Here is a 17,328-nt window from a genome sequence, read left to right as displayed (position 1 = left end):
GCCCACCGCGGTATGGTCTTTCCAGAGTACGAACAGCGCGTCCGGGTCATCCGCGAACTCCGGGTGCAGCCCCAGCGCGACCCCGTCGGAGTCCACCGGCCCCGGCGAGGAACCGGTGGTGTCGACTCCGATCCCTTTTACCAGTTCAGCGCTGCCGGGCGGGCACTTTTCCAGTGCAAGTTTGACTGCATTTTCCAGCGCTTCCAAGTGATCCAGGGGGTGCTGGCGGAACCGGTTGGCCGAGGGGTCGCAGAAACGGCCCTGTCTCCAGCGGGGGAACTCGGCCACCGCCGTTCCCAACTCGGCTCCATCGGCAGCATTTACAATCAACGCGCGCACGGAGTCTGTCCCGAAATCCACGCCCAGCACGTAGGATTTTTCCATAACCAGTATCTCCTGCGCCGGTAGAGCTGTCTTGAGATTTTGTTATTTAAAGATAGTGCAATATTAACTTGCGGAAACGGCAGGGGCAAAGAGTTTGTCCTTCCGGCGGCGGAGCACGAAGCGGCATTCCGCGCGGGAGTTCGCAGTGGAGGCAGAGCGATAAGGCATCTGCATATACCGGCATTACATTTCCAAAAACCACTCGTGCGCGGTCTGGTCGGTTTTGAAAAACTGTAGGAGCGCCCTCGCTACTTTCACCCCGGGCGCTGTCAGCCGGATACAGGTGACAAGTTATTTCTGCTGTTCTTCCTCGGCCCAGGCGGCCTCGGGCGCCGAGGGACCTTCGTGGTACTGGTAACCCAGCTTATGGCTGCGCCAGCGTTTATCGACTCGGACTCCCTGGCCGAAAAACGGATCGCGCACGGCGGTTGTGTGCTCCTTCAGCAGGCGACGGTGCTCTTCGAGTTCGTCGCGGTAACCTCTGTCGGTGGTGAGGTTACGGGTTTCGCCTGGGTCTTTTTCGAGGTCGTAGAGTTCCTCGCCGGCTCCCTCCAGGTAACACGTATATTTGTATCTCTCCGTACGCAGCATCCTGCCCGGACTCACCGTATAACCCCACTCGGTCTCCCACTCGCTGACTACGTACTCGTGGTTTCCGGCCCGGTTGTCGCCATGCAGCCACCCGGCCATGCTGATACCGGGCAGGCGCGAGGGGGCCTTTATGCTTGCCAGCTCGCAGAGAGTCGGGAACAGGTCGATCAGGCTGACCAGCGGCTCGTTCAGCAGTTTTCCGGGTCCGGCGATTCCCGGCCCGGCGAATATCATCGGTATCCGGGTCATTTCCTCGTAAAAACTCACCTGCTTGGTCACCATCCGGTGCGCGCCCATTCCATCCCCGTGATCGCTGAGGAACACGACCAGGGTATTCCTGCCCTCCGGCGAAGCCTTCAGCGCCTCGATTATCTGTCCGACCTGCATGTCGACCATTTTCGTGTAGTGATAGTAGGCGGCCAGGTAGTGGCGGTAGTTTTCCTCGCTCCAGCTGGAGGCCATCCGCAGGCGGCGGTGGCTGCAGCAGATGTACTGGATCGGCCGGGGACGGTTTTCGAGGTCCTTGATCTTGAAATTGTCCGGCAGCGGGGGAAGTTCACCCCCGGGCGGAGCGATATCCTCGTGCTCGCCCTCGAACGAGCCGATCCAGTTGCAGATATCGTGCGGGTTGTTCAGGGAGGCCACGGCCAGGAACGGCCGGGTGTGCTCCTGTTCGAGGTAGTCGACAACCTGCCTGGTGGTGGGCACGTCGCGCCGCGAGTCATAGTCCACCGGCCAGGCAGGGTGGGACTCGAGATGCTCCTCCTCCTCGGGCTTGATCAGCGTGAACCCGCGCAAGCTGCCGGCATCGTGCTGCTTGCCGAAATGGACCGCCTCGTACCCCGCCTCGCTGAACACTTCTCCCATGGTGGGAGTGCGCGGGGAGACAGTGGGAACGGGGTAGTTCATCCCGTTGGAGTTGACTCCGGTGGTGTGCGGCAGGCGACCGGTCCACATCGCTGCCCGGGCCGGCTGGCAGAGCGGGCAGTTGGTGTACGATTTGCTGAATCGCACTCCGCCCCTGGCCAGCTCGTCGATATTGGGCGTTTCCACGTGACGGTTGCCGTAGGCGCCCACCGCTTTCTGGGCGAGCTGATCGGTGAGGATGATCAGGATATTGGGCTGCTCGCCTGGATTGGTTGCCAGCCTGGCCCCGGCCAGGGCGGCCGCCAGCGGGACTGTTCCGGCCGCCGCGAGGAAACTTCTTCTGGAAATAGTCTGCTTACCGAACAGATTACTGGACATATGCTACCGGCTCCCCGGCTCGAGTGGTTGGCAGTATTGTAACCGGCGGGAATATTCGCTGGGGCAATATTTCAAACGGCTGACTGCGGGCAATTGTATCACCGGCTGCCCCCAATCATTTGAAGTTAAACGCCATCGGCCTGCATGACAACACTTTCGCACTCAAGCCGCGCGTTTTTTTCAGCGGCTGAACTCCTTGAGCGAAACCGGCTTGCCGGTGGCGGCGGACTTATCGGCCGCGAACACAACCCTGTGCGTTTCGAACGCGCTGGCCAGGCTGTTGTGCCCGTCGATGCCCTTATCCAGGCAATCGGCATAGTAGCTGAACTGTTCGCGGTAGGGGTGATGGGCCACGTCGCCGCTGTCGACAAGCTGCACGTCCATCTTGGCCCAGCCTTCCATCCCGTCGATCTTCTTGCTGTGGAACAGGTCGTTTTTCAACGAACCGTGGCTGCCCACCATGTTCATGTTGAACACATAGGGCTGCATGCAGTCGGTGATCGAGCTGACCTTGCCCAGCACCTTGCCGCCCTCGAACTTGACCGTGGTCAGACTGGTGGTGTCATATTCGTACGGCGCGTATGCTTCGTGGGGGTTGGATGTCGAATAACTGAAGACTTCCTCGGCTTTCAGGCCCAGCAGGTAGAGCATCATGTCCATCGAGTGGCAGCCGGCGGTGAGCAGGCTGCTGCCGCCAATGTCCTTCTTGATATTCCAGGCGAACTGGCCGTACCACGGTCCGATGCCGTGGAAATAGTCGCACTCGGCGTAGTACACCTCACCGATCAGCCCCTGGTCGATAATCGACTTCATCGCGCGGGCCACCGAGACAAACCGGGCCTCGAAACAGACCGACGTCCTGACCCCGGCCTTTTCGACAGCGTCCAGCATGGCGACCGCGCTCTCGAAATCGATGGCGATCGGCTTTTCGATCACCAGGTCCTTGCCCGCCCCGGCCGCCTTGATTGTCTGCCCTGGATGAAACGGATGGGGCGTGCAGATATCGACGATGTCGATATCGCTGTCGGCCAGGAACTTGTCGTAATCGTTGTAGACCTTGATATCCGCCCCGTACTTCTTGCTGAACATCTCCGGGGCCAGTTCGCGGCGGCTCATCACGGCCACCGGCTCGAACTGCTCCAGGTCCATATATGACTGCAGGTGGGCCCCTGCAACCCAGCCGAATCCGACAATGCCTACTCTGTAGCGGCCCATATCGACCTCCGCGTCTTCTGTGAATTTTCGGCTACTAACGGCAGGATTGTTTATCTTACCATCATAATAAACGGACCACGCTTCGATTCCAACCCTTTTCGATCCGGGTTCAAAGGGAGGGAATCGAAGGAACCGGCGGGATACCCGCGGGTACAAAATCAGACAACAAGGTACGGTCACCGCAGGGTTCCGGCAGCAACAGCGAGTCCATGAACAAGCTGTTCAAGGAGGACGCGGTCCGGGAAATTGCTGGCGGGCTACAGAGCAGGTTAATCTGAGAAAAGAGGAGTGGGAAATGCCCCGGATCAAGTTACTGATTCTGTCAATTTTGATTACGATTACCGGAGTGGCCGGATGTGGCGGTGATGATGGCGGCGGCACGACAGCCCCCGTGGAAAGCACGAAATTCACCTTCAGCCTCAATAACTTCAGTCCGCTGGACAGCGCACACTACAAGGCCTGGGCGCTGATCGGCCAGTTCGGCTACCCGCTAGGCGTGTTCGATATCAACCCTGCCGGACAAATGGTGGATACCAGCGGAGCACAGGTCGCGGGCAACTCTTTTTCGGCGAACCTGCCGCTGGAAGATATCGATGGAATCGGGGTTACGGTCGAACCGGACGACGGGAGCACCACCGGGCCGACAGCTCTGTTCCTGGGCGGAGCTGTCAGCGGCGGCAGCACCACGATCAGTGTCGGTCACGGCGCGGGGCTGGGAGAAGATTTCAGTGGGATCAGCGGCAAGTATATCCTGGCAACTCCGACCGATGGCACCGACAGCGATGAATTCAGCGGGATCTGGTTCCTGGATAATTCGAGCGGGGTCGCCGTCTCGGGACTTACCCTTACCGATATCAGCCTGGCGGGCTGGAAATACCAGGGCTGGGTCAACGTTGGCGGTACGTACATTTCCACCGGAACTTTTTCCTCCCCTACGGCCCGGGATGACTCAGCCAACTACAGCGGCTCTCAGACGGCACCCTCGTTTCCCGGCGAGGATTTCCTGAACAACGCTCCCGACGGTGTCACTTTCCCCCTCGATCTACGCGGCCAGACAGCGCTGATCACCATGGAACTCTTCCCCGATCCCGCCCCGGCTGCCCCCTCGCCGTTCGTGCTGCTGCAGGCGAATGTCCCCCCCGATGCCGCCGATCACCAGACCTATCAGTTTGAAGTTGTCGCCACCGGCAGCCTGCCCTCGGCAACCGTTACGGTGACCGCCGAATAACGTCTGACAAACGGATACCGGGAAGGCGCGGCTCCGACGGAGCCGCGCTTTTTTTGCAGAAGCCTGTGTTTTGGCGTAGTTGTTGACTGCCGGAGTCCTGTCGATTAAATAAGTTCAAGGGCGGTTGCTCCCGAACTCCACTCGTAGACAACACACCGAAAAAAATTCCTACAGCCGCTGCAGTCCGCACCCGGTTGCCCGGTCCACTCCTGTCCGGAGGAGGTACAGTCGATGAAAATTTCTACTGTCGCAGTCTACACTCTCTGTATTGCGGTTACGCTTACGCTTCCCCTTTGCTCGTGCTCCGGCGGCAGTGACGGGGATGCCTACTCCCAGCGCTGGGTATATGCCTCCCGGGGACTGCACAGCGACAGCGATGTCGAGGACCTTCGCCGGATTGTCACTACCGCGGGCGAACACGGCCTGAACGGGATCCTGCTCTCGGCCGGATTCGACCGGCTGGAAGTGCAGCCTGACGATTACTTCCAGCGCCTGGAACAGGTCAAGCAGATCTGCGCCGAAAATGGAATCGAGATTATCCCGATCCTCTGGTCCGCCGGATACGGCAGTTCCGTGCTGGCCCACAACAACAACCTCGGCGCCGGACTGCCGGTCAGGGATGCGCTGTTTCAGGTCCGCAAAAGGGTGGCTGAACTGATAGCCGATCCGGCGGCAGAAATTGTAAACGGCGGATTCGAGCAATGGGACGGCGAGCGGGCCGCTGGATTCTCCAAACCCGAACAATGGGGCGCGGTGGCCAAGCGGGACACCGAGACGGTTAAAGAGGGCGGCTCGTCACTGAGGTTCTCGGATTTCGCCGGACAACCGGCAGAAGCGGGGCGACTGGGACAGGTGATAGCCGTGGCTCCCTACCGCTGCTACAGGGTATCGTGCTGGGTCAAAACCGAGGGCCTTGACGCCTACGGTCCGTTCAGTTCCAGCCGCTTCCGCCTGGAAGTGCTCGCCACTTCCGACAACCGCAGGCTGCAATTCCTGGATCCGGTGCTTCCTCCCACAACCGACGGCTGGCAACTGGTGCAGCTCGGGTTCAACAGTTGGGGCTATGAGGAGGTCGAAATCTCCCCGCGCGCGGTGGGCGGCAGGGAGGGTAAGGGTGCGATCTGGCTCGATGGACTGAAAATAGAGGAGATGGGTCCGATCAATATCCTCCGCCGCCCAGGTACTCCGCTGAAAGTAGTGGATGCAACCGATGGCACCGAATACAGCGAGGGGACAGATTTCGCCGAATTGACCGACCCGCAGCTTAATTATGCCTGGGACCACGAAGCCCCCCGGATCGAAATCCTGCCCGGAGGCCGAATCAGGGACGGCGCCGAGTTGCGAGTAAGCTGGTATTATGGAGCCAGTGTCAACCGCCGCCAGGTCTCGGCATGCATGAGCGAGCCTGAAACCTACGATATCTGGCGCCGCGAGGCCGCCCTGCTGGTCAAGCATCTGAATCCCAGACGCTGGTTCCTGAGCATGGACGAGGTCCGTTCCGGCGGCACCTGCGCCGCCTGCGCCGCGCGTAACACCAACATGGGCGAGATATTCGGCCGCTGCGTGGCCCGTCAGTACGAGATCATCCAGCAAGCCTCGCCCGGGGCCGAAGTGTTTGTCTGGAGCGACCAGCTCGACCCCAACCACAACGCCGGCAGCAGGAGCGGTGAATTCTATTACCTGAACTCAAGCCTGTTCGACGGGTCGTGGAATTTTATCCCCGAAGATCTGATTATCGCCTGCTGGTGGCACAGGATGCGCAACGAGAGCCTGGCTCATTTCTCGGGTCTCGGTTTCCGTACGCTCGGAGCAAGCTACTACGACGCCGACGATCTGGAAAATCCCAAAAACTGGCTCGTCAGCCTGGACCAGACTCCGGGGGCGCTGGGGGTCATGTACACCAGCTGGCAGAACAAGTACGAGCTGCTCGACGAATTCGGCGACCTTGTGAGCGGCCACGTGGCCAAGGCCCCGCCGCTGGAATGATTATCCAAGCTGCCTGAGACAGGAGTTGTCTGATGAACAGATTAATTGCGCTGGTTCTGCTCTCGGCGCTGGCCGCCTGCTCCGTACCCGGATCGCCGAGAGCACGGAAAAATTATCCTTACCGCTGGGTTTATGTTTCGCGCAGCCTCAGCGAGGACTCTCACGTGGAGGATATCCGCGAGATAGCCGATACCTGCGCCGCCCACGGGCTGAACGGCATCCTGCTTGCCGCCGGGCTGGACAGGCTTGATCTGGCGGATATCGGCTATATCAACCGGCTGTTCGATGTCCGCCAGATCGGCCGCGATACGGGCGTGGAAATTATCCCCGTGATCTTTTCGGTCGGCTACGGCGGCTCGGTGCTGGCGCACAACAAAAACTTGGCCGCCGGAACTCCTGTGATAGATGCGCTGTACATAGCGGGACGAAACCGGGCCGGGCTGGCGGCCGATCCGCCGGTTGAACTGTCAAACGGGGGATTCGAGCAATCCGAGGCGAACGCGGCAAAAAATTTCGGGCCGGACGAGGTATTCGGCAGCACCGTATTCCGGGATACCGAGAAAAAGCACTCCGGCGCATCGAGTCTGAGGTTTCAGAACATGGACAGTACGGGCGCCTCGGTGAGTACGGAGATCGAGGTATCCCCGCACCGCCTGTACAGGCTGAGCATGTGGATCATGGCCGAGGACACCGGCGAGGATAATCCGTTCGGCTCCAGCAGGATCAACCTTCAGGCCACCGCCCCCGACGGCCGCCCGCTGGAATGGATCCGTCTCAGCACACCGGGCGGCGAGGGCTGGCAGCAGGTTGTCGAGGGATTCAACAGCCGCGAATACGACCGGGTAAAAATCAGTATCGAGGCCCGCCGGGGCACCAAAGGAAAGTTCTGGGTCGATGACCTGAGTATCGAGGAAGCCGGGATGGTAAATCTCCTTCGCCGGCCCGGTACTCCGCTGGTTGTGCGTAACGAGGCGACCGATGAACTCTACGAGGAAGGCCGGGATTTCGCTCCGGTGGCCGACAGTATTCTCGACTTCCGCTTCGATCACCGCGGCCCTGATATCGAACTTCTGCCCGGCGGCAGAATCAAACCGGGATCGCGGCTCCGCGTGAGTTTCTACCACGGAACCTACACCTACCGCAGCCAGGTGACTCTCTGCATGAGCGAGCCCGAGGTCTACGATATCTGGCGTGAAAACGCCCTGCGGATCCAGAGTATCCTCCACTGCCGCAAGTATTTCCTCGACATGGACGAAATCCGCAACGGCGGTTCATGCGAGACCTGCCGCGCGCGCGGAATGACCATGGGCCAGATGGTCGGCGACTGTATCACCCGCCAGACGAATATCCTGCGCTGGGCGAACCCCGATGCGGAAATATTTATCTGGAGCGATATGATCGACCCCAACCACAACGCCCGCGACGAACGTCCATATTATTACTATGTCGACGGGAACTACGGTGGCTCGTGGAACTATATCCCCAAAGACCTGCACGTAGCCTGCTGGTGGTATGAGAAACGCAGGAGTTCACTCGACTTTTTCAGCAGCAAAAGCTATCGCACGCTTGGTGCCGCTTACTACGACGCCGACAACCTGGAGAACCCCAAAGGCTGGCTGGAGGCTCTGGACTCTACCCCCGACGCCGAGGGAATTATCTATACAACCTGGCTCAATAAATACAATCTGCTGGATGATTTCGGCGATCTGGTGAGCCGGAACGAGTAAACGAAAAAATTCGAGGCCGCTGCCGGGCGGCCGGCGCCGGTGCAGAGCACCGACTGCGTCGCGGGATCGCGATCCCGCGACGCAGTGCGCATATTCTATGCGCGCGCCGGCCGGCTTGCGGGTCGCTCTCACCAAAAAGCTGACTTACCGCCCACGCACCTCTCGATCAGGAGACACTCTACAGGATGAAATTCACGTTCGGTCCGTTAATTGGAATTCTGCTGCTGGTTTCGATAGCTTTCGCCGAGGTCCGAGTCTACCAGGACTCGGTTATCCTGCCAAGCTACCGGATCGGCGAGCCGGAAATCATGCCCCGCTGGCGGGTCCGGTTCGGCCAGATTTATCCCTACACGATGCAGGACAGCCTGAGCGATGACCGCGCCCCTCGAGCCTGGCACGCCCTCTACGCCGAGAATGAATGGGTTCGGGTGATGGTGCTGCCCGAAATCGGCGGACGGGTCCACGGGGCGCAGGATCTGACCAACGGCTACCAGTTCATGCAGGACCAGCGCAGTATCAAACCCGCGCTGGTGGGGATGGCCGGGGCGTGGATTTCCGGCGGAGTGGAGTGGAACTTTCCCGATGGCCACCGGATTTCGGGATTCCGTCCCGCAGACTGGCGGATCGAGCACAACCCCGACGGGAGCAAGACAATCTGGACCGGCGAGATCGAGCGGGTATACGGCATGCGCTGGGCGGTCGGCAACACGGTCCATCCAGACCGTAACTGGGTGGAGACCAGGGTCCGGCTGACAAACTGCACGCCGGTGCCTCACGCTTTCCTTTACTGGGCCGACTGCGGCGTGCGCGGCACACCGGAATTCACGGCTGTCATCCCCGGCGAGATCGCCACCGGTCACGGCAAGCACAGGTTTTTCCACTGGCCGCTCCAAGACGGTAAAGACCTGCGGATGTGGAAAAACGCTCCCGGCGGCACCAGCTACTTCGCTTTCGAGAGCGAGGCGGATTATTTCGGGACCTGGAGTCCGGAGGAAAACGGCGGGATTGTCCACGTGGCCGATCACCATGTCATGCGCGGCAAGAAACTCTGGTTCTGCGGGACCTCGCCGGCCGGACGGCTGTGGGAGGTAGTCCTTACCGACAACGACGCCCCGCTGGTGGAGCCCCAGGCCGGAGCCTACAGCGACAACCAGCCGGATTACCATTGGATCCGCCCCGGCGAAACTAAAGTCTTCAGCCATTTCTGGTTCCCGGTCCGCGACATCGGTAAGTGGCATTTCGCCAATCTCGAGGGGTCCCTGGCGCTACGGGTCGAGAACGGTAAAATATTCAGCGGCTGGTGCCCGACCACTGCCAATCAGAACGCGAAAGCGGTCTTAACTTACCGCGGCAGGGAACTGCTCCGCGAATCAATCGATACCGATCCGGGCAACCCGTTCAGGCGGCGAGTTGAAGCACCTGATGACCTGGATTTATACGATCTCCACCTGGCATTCTATTCCGCCTCCGGCGACACCCTGCTTGCCTTCAGCCATCCCCGTCCGGAAAACCCGCCACTGCCGGAGCCTGCTCCTCCGTTCCCCGCACCGATGGAAATCGCCAGTTCCGACAGCCTGTTCCTGATCGGCGACCACCTGGAGCGCTTCCGCGAACGCGCCCTCGCGCTGGAGTACTGGAACGAAGCGCTCAGTCGCGATCCCGGTGATACTCGCTGCAATACCGCCGTGGGCTTGGTGCATTTCAAGCAGGGGCTCTACGAGAAAGCTCTCGAGTATTTCCGCACCGCCCTGAAGCGCGACCGCGAATTTGCAGAGGCCCGCTATTACTCCGGCCTCTGTCATCTCAAACTGGGTGATTCCAAACAGGCCGAGCGGCAGTTGAATATCGCCGCCTACGATGCCGGCTGGTACGCCGCCGCACATTTCGAACTGGCCCAACTGAGCGGCGCGTTGAAGCGCTATGCCAAAGCGCTCGAGCATATTGAACGCTCCCTGCGGGCCAACGCCGACAACATGGGCGCTCTTGCGGTTAAAGCACTGGTGCTCAACCGTCTGGGCCGCCATGATGACGCCCTCGCTGTCTGCGACTCGGTCCAGCGCACCGACCGGCTCGACCTGCTTTCGGCGGCCGAACGGGAAGTTGCCCTGATCGAGTCGGGCCGCGCCGTCGAGGCGTCCGCCGCCCGCGACAGCCTGCTGGCGATCACGCGCCTCGACGGCAACAACCACCTTGAGCTGGCTGTCCGCTATATCCGCTGCGGCCAGTGGCGCGATGCCGCGGCTGTCCTGGAACTGGCGGTCGAAAGGGGACTGAACCCCGATACCCGTCAGAACGACCTGCCGCTGATCCTCTATTACCTGTCCTACTGCAACCGCCTGCTCGGGGAAAACGATGTCGCCGCGAGTTGGCAACTGAAGACGCGACAAGCCTCTTATTATCGCTGCTTTCCCAACCGGCTTGAAAGCTACGCCGTGCTCGAAAACGCATTGGAGCACGATCCCCGAGACAGCCGGGCGCTGTTTTACCTCGGCACGCTTTGCCTGGCCCACCATCGCAGTGAACAGGCGGTGGATTATCTCCGCCGGGCGACCGAAATCGAACCGGGCAACGAGGTAGCCCAGCGCAACCTCGGGTACGCCCTGATGAGCCTGGGACGGCTCGAACAGGCCCGCGCCGCCTACGAGGCCGCGATCGATGCCCGCCCGGACGGAGCCAGGGCGATCCTGGAGCTTGACATGGTCCTGCACGACCTCGGTATCCCGCCCGCAAACAGGATCGGGTTATTCGAGAGCCACCCGGAGGCGGTCAACGGCAACGATCCACTCAGCGGACGGCTGGTTTCGCTTTACATGCAGTTGGACCGCTATGATGATGCGCTGGCCGTGCTGACCACCCACCGCTTCCACAGCTGGGAGGGGCGCTACGGGATCCACCGCCACTGGGTCCAGTGCCGGATCAAGCTCGGCGACCGGGCTTTCGAGCGGGGAGACTACGAGCAGGCGCACGGGCACTATTTGCAGGCGATGGAATACCCGGACAACCTGGAAGCCAAGGAGCAGCCCCGCACGATCCATGCACGCAAGAGGTACAAGATCGGTATCGCGCTGGCCGCGCTGGGGCGGGAAAGCGAGGCGAAAAAAATCTTCCAGCTCGTTCTGGAAGACAAACCCCGTCCCGGCGACCCGTACCTTTATCACCAGGGACGGGCGCTCCAGGAACTCGGAGAGCACGATCGTGCGCGGGCAAAATTCCAGCGGATGCTTGATGACGTGGATGTCGGCCTGGAGCGCCCCGAGAGTGGGCCGCCCTCGCACGCTGAAAACTCCGGCAGTGGTGATATACGCCAGGCGCTGCTGCATTTCAAGCGAGCGCTGGCGCTTGAGGGACTGGGCCGAGGTGATGAGGCCAGCGGGGAGCGAGAGCTGGCGTTCGAGCTGGACCCGGAAGTGGAACTGCGGGCGTTCGCTCCGCCGGCGGCCGGCTGGTGAAATGGTCCGGAAATACAAAAGGGCGGCTCGCCTGAGCCGCCTTTTTTTCCTGCCCCGAATCTTTAATCTTCATGCCCGCTACTCGACCAGCGTATCCTCGGCGCCGCCCTTGCCGCTGATAACGATCTCGCCGTCTTCCTCCAGCGAGCGGACAATGTCCACGATCCGCTGCTGCACCTCTTCGACATCGCGCAGCCGGACCGGACCCATGAAATCCATCTCTTCCTGAATCAACTGGGCCACGCGCTCGGAGACGTTGTTGAAGCACTTGCCTTTCATCTCCTCGCTGGTGCCCTTCAGCGCCACGCTCAGGTCCTTGACGTCCACTTCCTTCAGCACGCGCTGCATGCTCTTATCGTCCAGAAGGAGGATATCGTCGAACACGAACATCAGGTTCTTGACCTCGGTGGCCAGCTCCGGGTCTTTCTGCACCAGGTTATCGAGAATCTTGCGCTCGGTGGCCCGGTCGGCCAGGTTCAGGATTTCCGCCACGCTGGATGCTCCGCCGGCCTGGCTCAGGTCCTGGCCCAGCACGTTCTCCAACTGGCTCTCCAGTACTTTTTCCACGTCGTTAAGCAGTTCCGGGCTGATTTTGCCCATCGTGGCGATCCGGAAGACTATCTCGTTTTGAAGCTGCTCGGGCAACTCGGCCAGGATTGAGGCCGCCTGCTGGGCGTCAAGGTGGGCCATGATCACGGCCACTGTCTGCGGGTGCTCGTGCATGATGAAGTTGATCAGCTGGGCGGGGTCCACTTTTTTCAGCAGCTTGAAACCGGATACGTGCAGCGAGCTCTGCACCTTGGCCAGTATCTGCGCGGCCCTGGGGCCTCCCAGCGCCTGTTCCAGCACGTTGCGCGCATACTCCATTCCGCCCTGGGCGATATACTCCTGGGCGAGCACCATCTGGTAGAACTCTTCCACGATCTGGTCGCTGATCGCCGAGGGGATGTCGTCCATATTGGCCACCTGGATCGACAGCTTCTCGATATCCCGCTCGTTCATGTTCTTGAAAATCGAACTGGACGCCTCGACTCCCAGCGACACCACCAGGATAGCCGCTTTCTGCAGACCGGTTAGCTCGTCGAACTGGATTTCAGCCATCAGCCGGACCCCTTTCCGCCGCCGATATCTCCGGCCGGCAGAGTAAATCAGCTCAGGTCAGTATTCTTTCTGCTAGGTTCAGCATAAATCACACGCCGGAAAAAATCAAGTTGTCGCCAATTATCTTTATTTGCGGCTTAGTTACAGCAATTCCCATGCCTTGCAGCGCATCTGCCTTTTTCGGCCTTTTCCACCCAAATCCAGCAAATTCGCGGTCTTCTTTACCCAACGATGGCCCCCGGCGGAATCAGGGCACTCCCGGGGCGGCAATTTTTTCTCGTTTCAGCCGTTCCGGTAGCTCAAACAGGCTCCACATGCCACATTTTCTCGATCTCCTCCAGCGGCATGCCGCGAGTCTCGGGGATAACTTTCAGCACGAATACGACAGTGACCACGCACAGCAATCCATAAACCAAAAACGGGAACGAATGACGAAATTGCTCCACCAGCCACGGATGTTCGTTCAGCATCGGGAAAGTCTGGCTGACCACCAGGTTCGCCCCCCACAGGCTGATTATCGCCAGGCTCATCGCGCGGCCGCGGATCCGGGTCGGGAAAATTTCCGCCAGCACAACCCAGCACACCGGCCCCAGCGAACTGGCGAAACAGGCGATATAGCCCAGCACGAACGCCACCAGCAGCCACGGGCTCGCATTTGTAAACACCGCCACCCCGATCCCCGCCTGCGCCAGCGCCATCCCCGCCGCCCCGACAATCATCAGCGGCTTGCGGCCCAGCCTGTCGATTGCCCAGATCGCCACGAAAGTGAACGCCAGGTTGACTGTCCCCACCGCTACGGTCTGCAGCAGCGCGGTATCCAAGCCTGAGCCGACTTGCTTGAAAATCTCCGGAGCGTAATACATGATCACATTTATCCCGGTTACCTGCGACAGCACGGCCAGGACTATCCCGATAGCCAGCACCACGCGCATCCCGGGACGGAACAGCTCGGACAGGCTTGCTTCTTGGGTCCCCAGCGAGTTTTCGATCCGCAGCAACTCGGCTTCGGCGATCCCGTGGCCCGAGGCTTTGAGCAGAATCCGCTTCGCTTTCTCCCTGTGTCCCTCCTTGACCAGCCAGCGAGGGCTTTCCGGCACGAAAAACAGCAGTGTCAGCAGCAGGACGGCCGGCAGCGCCTCCGAGCCGAACATCCAGCGCCAGCCCTGCTCCACGTTCCAGGCTGCGTCTCCGGCGGCGGCGATAAAGTAATTGACGAAATAGACCAGCAGGATTCCGCTGACTATCGCCAGCTGGTTCAGCGACACCATCCGGCCGCGCAGACGGGGCGGCGAGATCTCGGCGATATACATCGGGCTGACCATCGACGCCGCGCCCACGCCCACGCCGCCCAGCATGCGGCAAATCACGAACTCGGTGATATTACGCGGCAGGGCGGTTCCCAGCGCTGAAACAAGGAAAAACACCGCCGCGCCGATCAGCGCTTTCTTGCGGCCGAGCCTGTCGCTAACCGGGCCGGCCAGGGCCACGCCCAGCATGCAGCCGGCCAGGGCGCTGGAGGCCGCCCAGCCGGTCATCGCACTATCGAGCTCGAATTTGGTGCGCAGCAAACCGATAGCTCCGCTGATCACCGCCGTGTCGTAACCGAACAACAGCCCGCCGATACTGGCCACCGCGCTGAGACCGATCACGTAGGACAGGCTGCCTGATTCCTCTCCTTGCCTGCTGCCCGGCGAATCAGTTGTCACCGTTGAACTCCTTCACCGCCTCGATCATCGCCACCAGGTTTTCCACCGGTGTACGCGCCTGGGCGTTATGGACCGTGTTGAAGACATACCCTCCTCCGGGGCTGAACGTCTCCAGCCTCTCCAGTACCTGGGCGCGGACCTCGGCCGGTTTGCCGAACGGCAGCACGGCCTGGGTATCGACCCCACCGCCCCAGAACACCAGGCGGCCGCCGTGCCGCTCTTTGAGCTTGTCGGCCTCCATCCCGGCGGCGGATACCTGCACCGGGTTGATAATATCGAACCCGGCCTCGGCGAACAGCTCCATGAATGTTTCCACCGCCCCGCAGGAATGTTTGAACGTTTTCCAGTTGGTATTCTCGTGGACCCAGCCGTTGATCCGCCGGTAGCAGGGCAGATACAGCTCGCGGAAATCATCGGGACTGACAAACGTGCCGCTCTGGGTGCCGAAATCGGTTCCGCAGATAAAAGCGACATCCACCTTATCCACCACCCGCGCGTGGACCTTCGCCAGGTTGGCCAGCGCCAGTCCGGTCTGTGCCTCGAAAATGCTACTGACATATTCCTTGCGGGCGGCCAGCGAGATATACCACTCGGTGATGTCGCGGATACCCTTTGGATGCTTGAGGAACGGGGCGGGCACCAGCGCGATATCCCCCAGGGCCGTGCCGCCGAAATTAGCCACCACGGTCCGTCCGGTGGCGCGGGCGCGGGCGGTTTCCCGCTCGAAATACTCCAGGTCCTCTACCGCCACAGGGCCGAACTCCTCCAGGTTGTCAGCCGGGTCGAGTTCGCTTTCCTCGAAAGGCTGCTGGCGGATAATGGCGTCGAAAAAGAACCCGCCGGCAGGCATCCGTCCGCTGGGGGGAGCAGTTGTGTCTCCCTCGGGGTAGATCAGCGTGTCGCCGCGCTCATCGGTGGTTGTGTTGAACCGCCCTGAGACCAGCACCACCTGGCCGTCGGGCATCCGCCACTCTTTCCAGTCCACGTTGGGGAATCCGAACATCGTCTTGCGCGGCGCCACTCCCTCGAAATCGATCCCGATCGCGTCTTTCAAGTCGTCCTCGATCTCACCCAGCATCTGGTACGGCTCCACAGCCTTAACCGGCCGCCGCTCCAGCCCGAAGTGCTCGCGCAGGTCCGCGACACAGCTTACATGCATGCCGGTAACCGGCGAGGCTCCGAAATCGACCGGAACCCGGCCCGTGTCCCGGTGCTCCAGCGCGGTGATTACGTCCTGACGGTCCATCATCGCAGATTACTCCTTCTTCAATGCCGAACTAACTCTTACTGCCCATTCGAGATGATAATACCCGCCACGGCAAAAAAATTCACATCCCCAGCAGACCGCGGATTCCCAGCCAGGCGATTGCAAAGCTGAACACCACGTTGGCCCCGATCCCGGCGTTGAGCCAGAACCCGGCCTTGTGCGGCCCCATCAGGTCACGACGGTTGACCAGCACCAGGATTGCCAGCGAAACAATCGGCATCATCGTGGTCTGAAACGCTGTCGCCCCGATCATCACCCACACCGGCCGGCCGCCGAACACCGGCACGATCAGCCCGCAGGCAAGCGCGAAGCCGCCGAGGGCCCGGAACATGGCGCTGCGGGGGTCGCGCGAGGTGTTGCGGAAATCGCTGATCAGCCAGGGCAGCACCACCGCCACGGGGAAGATGCTGCTCACGCCCGCGCCGATAATCCCGGTGACGAATACGCTCATCGCGAACCGTCCGGCGATCGGCTCCAGGGTGGCGACCATGTCCACCGCGCGCTCCACCGGCACACCCATCCGGTAGAGCGTACCGGCGGCGCAGGCCATAATCGCGCCGGAGATCAAGAGCATCAGCACCACGCTCACCGCCGCGTCGATATTCTTGTGGCGCAGGTCCTTAACGCTCCACCCCTTTTCAGCCACCAGCAGGCTGCGCATCACGAACAGCAGCGCCCCGCTGGTCGTACCGGCAATCGCAGACATGATCAGGAACGCGTTCTCCTCGTCCGGCACTCCCGGCACCAGCCCGGCCAGCACGGTTCCCGGCTCGGGGATCACCATGAACAGGCTGAGGGAAAAACTCACTCCCATCACCACCACCAGCACGACCAGGAATTTCTCGAACATGGGGTACTTGCCGAACCAGAGCAGGAAGTAGCAGATCGACAATATCACCACCGCTGTCCACAGGCGGCTGAATCCAAAGCCGAACAGGACGGCTGTCCACTCGTGGATCATGTCCGCCACAATCGCCATCACTCCGGCGATCCCGGCCATCGCGCCGAGGCTCATCCCGACAATGGTGTACGCGGCCAGGGCGGAGCCCAGCGGCAGATGCTGGCGGTAGGCCCACATCGCGGTCTGGCCGCTGACCGCGGTAAACTTCCCGTAGGCCACGATCATGATCCAGGTGAACGCGCAGCTCAGCACCAGCAGCCAGAACAGGCTCATGCTGTAGCGGCTGCCCGCCGAGGCCATGGTGGTCACGCTGCCGGTGCCGATATTGTAGCCGATCAGGAACAGGCCCGGGCCGACGTAGCCAAAAACCAGGCCCAGCTTGCCAAGCATTCCACGCCGGGATTCACTCAATACATGCTCTGGGGTTGAATTGACACACAGACGTGGTGGATCGCAAAGGTTTGGTCAGACCCTAAGTTAAAACCTCCGGCAGCGGCGCTCAAATGTTTTATTGCGCTGTTCGCCGCG

11 protein-coding genes are annotated in these 17,328 nt (G+C 61.0%); 4 read left to right on the top strand and 7 right to left on the bottom strand.

The window, feature by feature from the left end:
* From FVQ81_12125 to FVQ81_12115, 3 genes are all read right to left on the bottom strand, one after another.
* Positions 1 to 384 (bottom strand): ribulokinase (locus FVQ81_12125; protein MBW7997293.1); only part of this gene is annotated, 384 nt, incomplete at its 3' end.
* A gap of 291 nt (positions 385 to 675) precedes the next feature.
* The gene (locus tag FVQ81_12120; protein MBW7997292.1) at positions 676 to 2,220 is read right to left on the bottom strand and encodes a sulfatase-like hydrolase/transferase; all 1,545 of its coding nucleotides are present in this window, start codon (positions 2,218 to 2,220) and stop codon (positions 676 to 678) included.
* Positions 2,221 to 2,400: 180 nt separating this feature from the next.
* On the bottom strand, positions 2,401 to 3,435 hold the full coding sequence (locus FVQ81_12115) for a Gfo/Idh/MocA family oxidoreductase (GenBank protein MBW7997291.1): 1,035 nt from the start codon (positions 3,433 to 3,435) through the stop codon (positions 2,401 to 2,403).
* A gap of 295 nt (positions 3,436 to 3,730) precedes the next feature.
* On the opposite strand from FVQ81_12115, the gene FVQ81_12110 reads away from it, so the two are divergent.
* From FVQ81_12110 to FVQ81_12095, 4 genes are all read left to right on the top strand, one after another.
* Positions 3,731 to 4,663, top strand: a complete 933-nt coding sequence (locus tag FVQ81_12110; protein ID MBW7997290.1) for a hypothetical protein — start codon at positions 3,731 to 3,733, stop codon at positions 4,661 to 4,663.
* A gap of 231 nt (positions 4,664 to 4,894) precedes the next feature.
* Positions 4,895 to 6,649 carry a hypothetical protein gene (locus FVQ81_12105; GenBank protein MBW7997289.1) on the top strand — a complete coding sequence of 585 codons (1,755 nt, stop codon included), beginning with the start codon at positions 4,895 to 4,897 and terminating at the stop codon, positions 6,647 to 6,649.
* Between the two features lie 32 nt (positions 6,650 to 6,681).
* A complete protein-coding gene (locus FVQ81_12100) occupies positions 6,682 to 8,376 on the top strand; it encodes a hypothetical protein (GenBank protein ID MBW7997288.1) in 1,695 nt (564 codons plus the stop codon).
* A 185-nt stretch (positions 8,377 to 8,561) separates the two neighbouring features.
* Positions 8,562 to 11,825: a DUF5107 domain-containing protein gene (locus FVQ81_12095; protein ID MBW7997287.1), complete on the top strand. Its 3,264-nt coding sequence runs from the start codon at positions 8,562 to 8,564 to the stop codon at positions 11,823 to 11,825.
* 78 nt (positions 11,826 to 11,903) lie between these two features.
* Here the strand turns inward: FVQ81_12095 and fliG are convergent, their stop codons facing one another.
* From fliG to FVQ81_12075, 4 genes are all read right to left on the bottom strand, one after another.
* Entirely contained in the window at positions 11,904 to 12,926 is a 1,023-nt protein-coding gene (fliG, locus tag FVQ81_12090) for a flagellar motor switch protein FliG (GenBank protein MBW7997286.1), read from the bottom strand.
* 299 nt (positions 12,927 to 13,225) lie between these two features.
* The gene (locus FVQ81_12085) at positions 13,226 to 14,584 is read right to left on the bottom strand and encodes a sugar porter family MFS transporter (GenBank protein MBW7997285.1); all 1,359 of its coding nucleotides are present in this window, start codon (positions 14,582 to 14,584) and stop codon (positions 13,226 to 13,228) included.
* A 37-nt stretch (positions 14,585 to 14,621) separates the two neighbouring features.
* Positions 14,622 to 15,881, bottom strand: coding sequence for a methyltransferase (locus FVQ81_12080; GenBank protein ID MBW7997284.1), 1,260 nt, complete (start codon positions 15,879 to 15,881; stop codon positions 14,622 to 14,624).
* 79 nt (positions 15,882 to 15,960) lie between these two features.
* A complete protein-coding gene (locus FVQ81_12075; GenBank protein MBW7997283.1) occupies positions 15,961 to 17,211 on the bottom strand; it encodes a divalent metal cation transporter in 1,251 nt (416 codons plus the stop codon).
* Positions 17,212 to 17,328: the final 117 nt, after the last annotated feature.

The organism is Candidatus Glassbacteria bacterium (genome assembly GCA_019456185.1).
GTDB lineage: Bacteria > Gemmatimonadota > Glassbacteria > GWA2-58-10 > GWA2-58-10 > JAJRTS01.
This window is presented reverse-complemented; position numbering and strand designations above follow the sequence as displayed.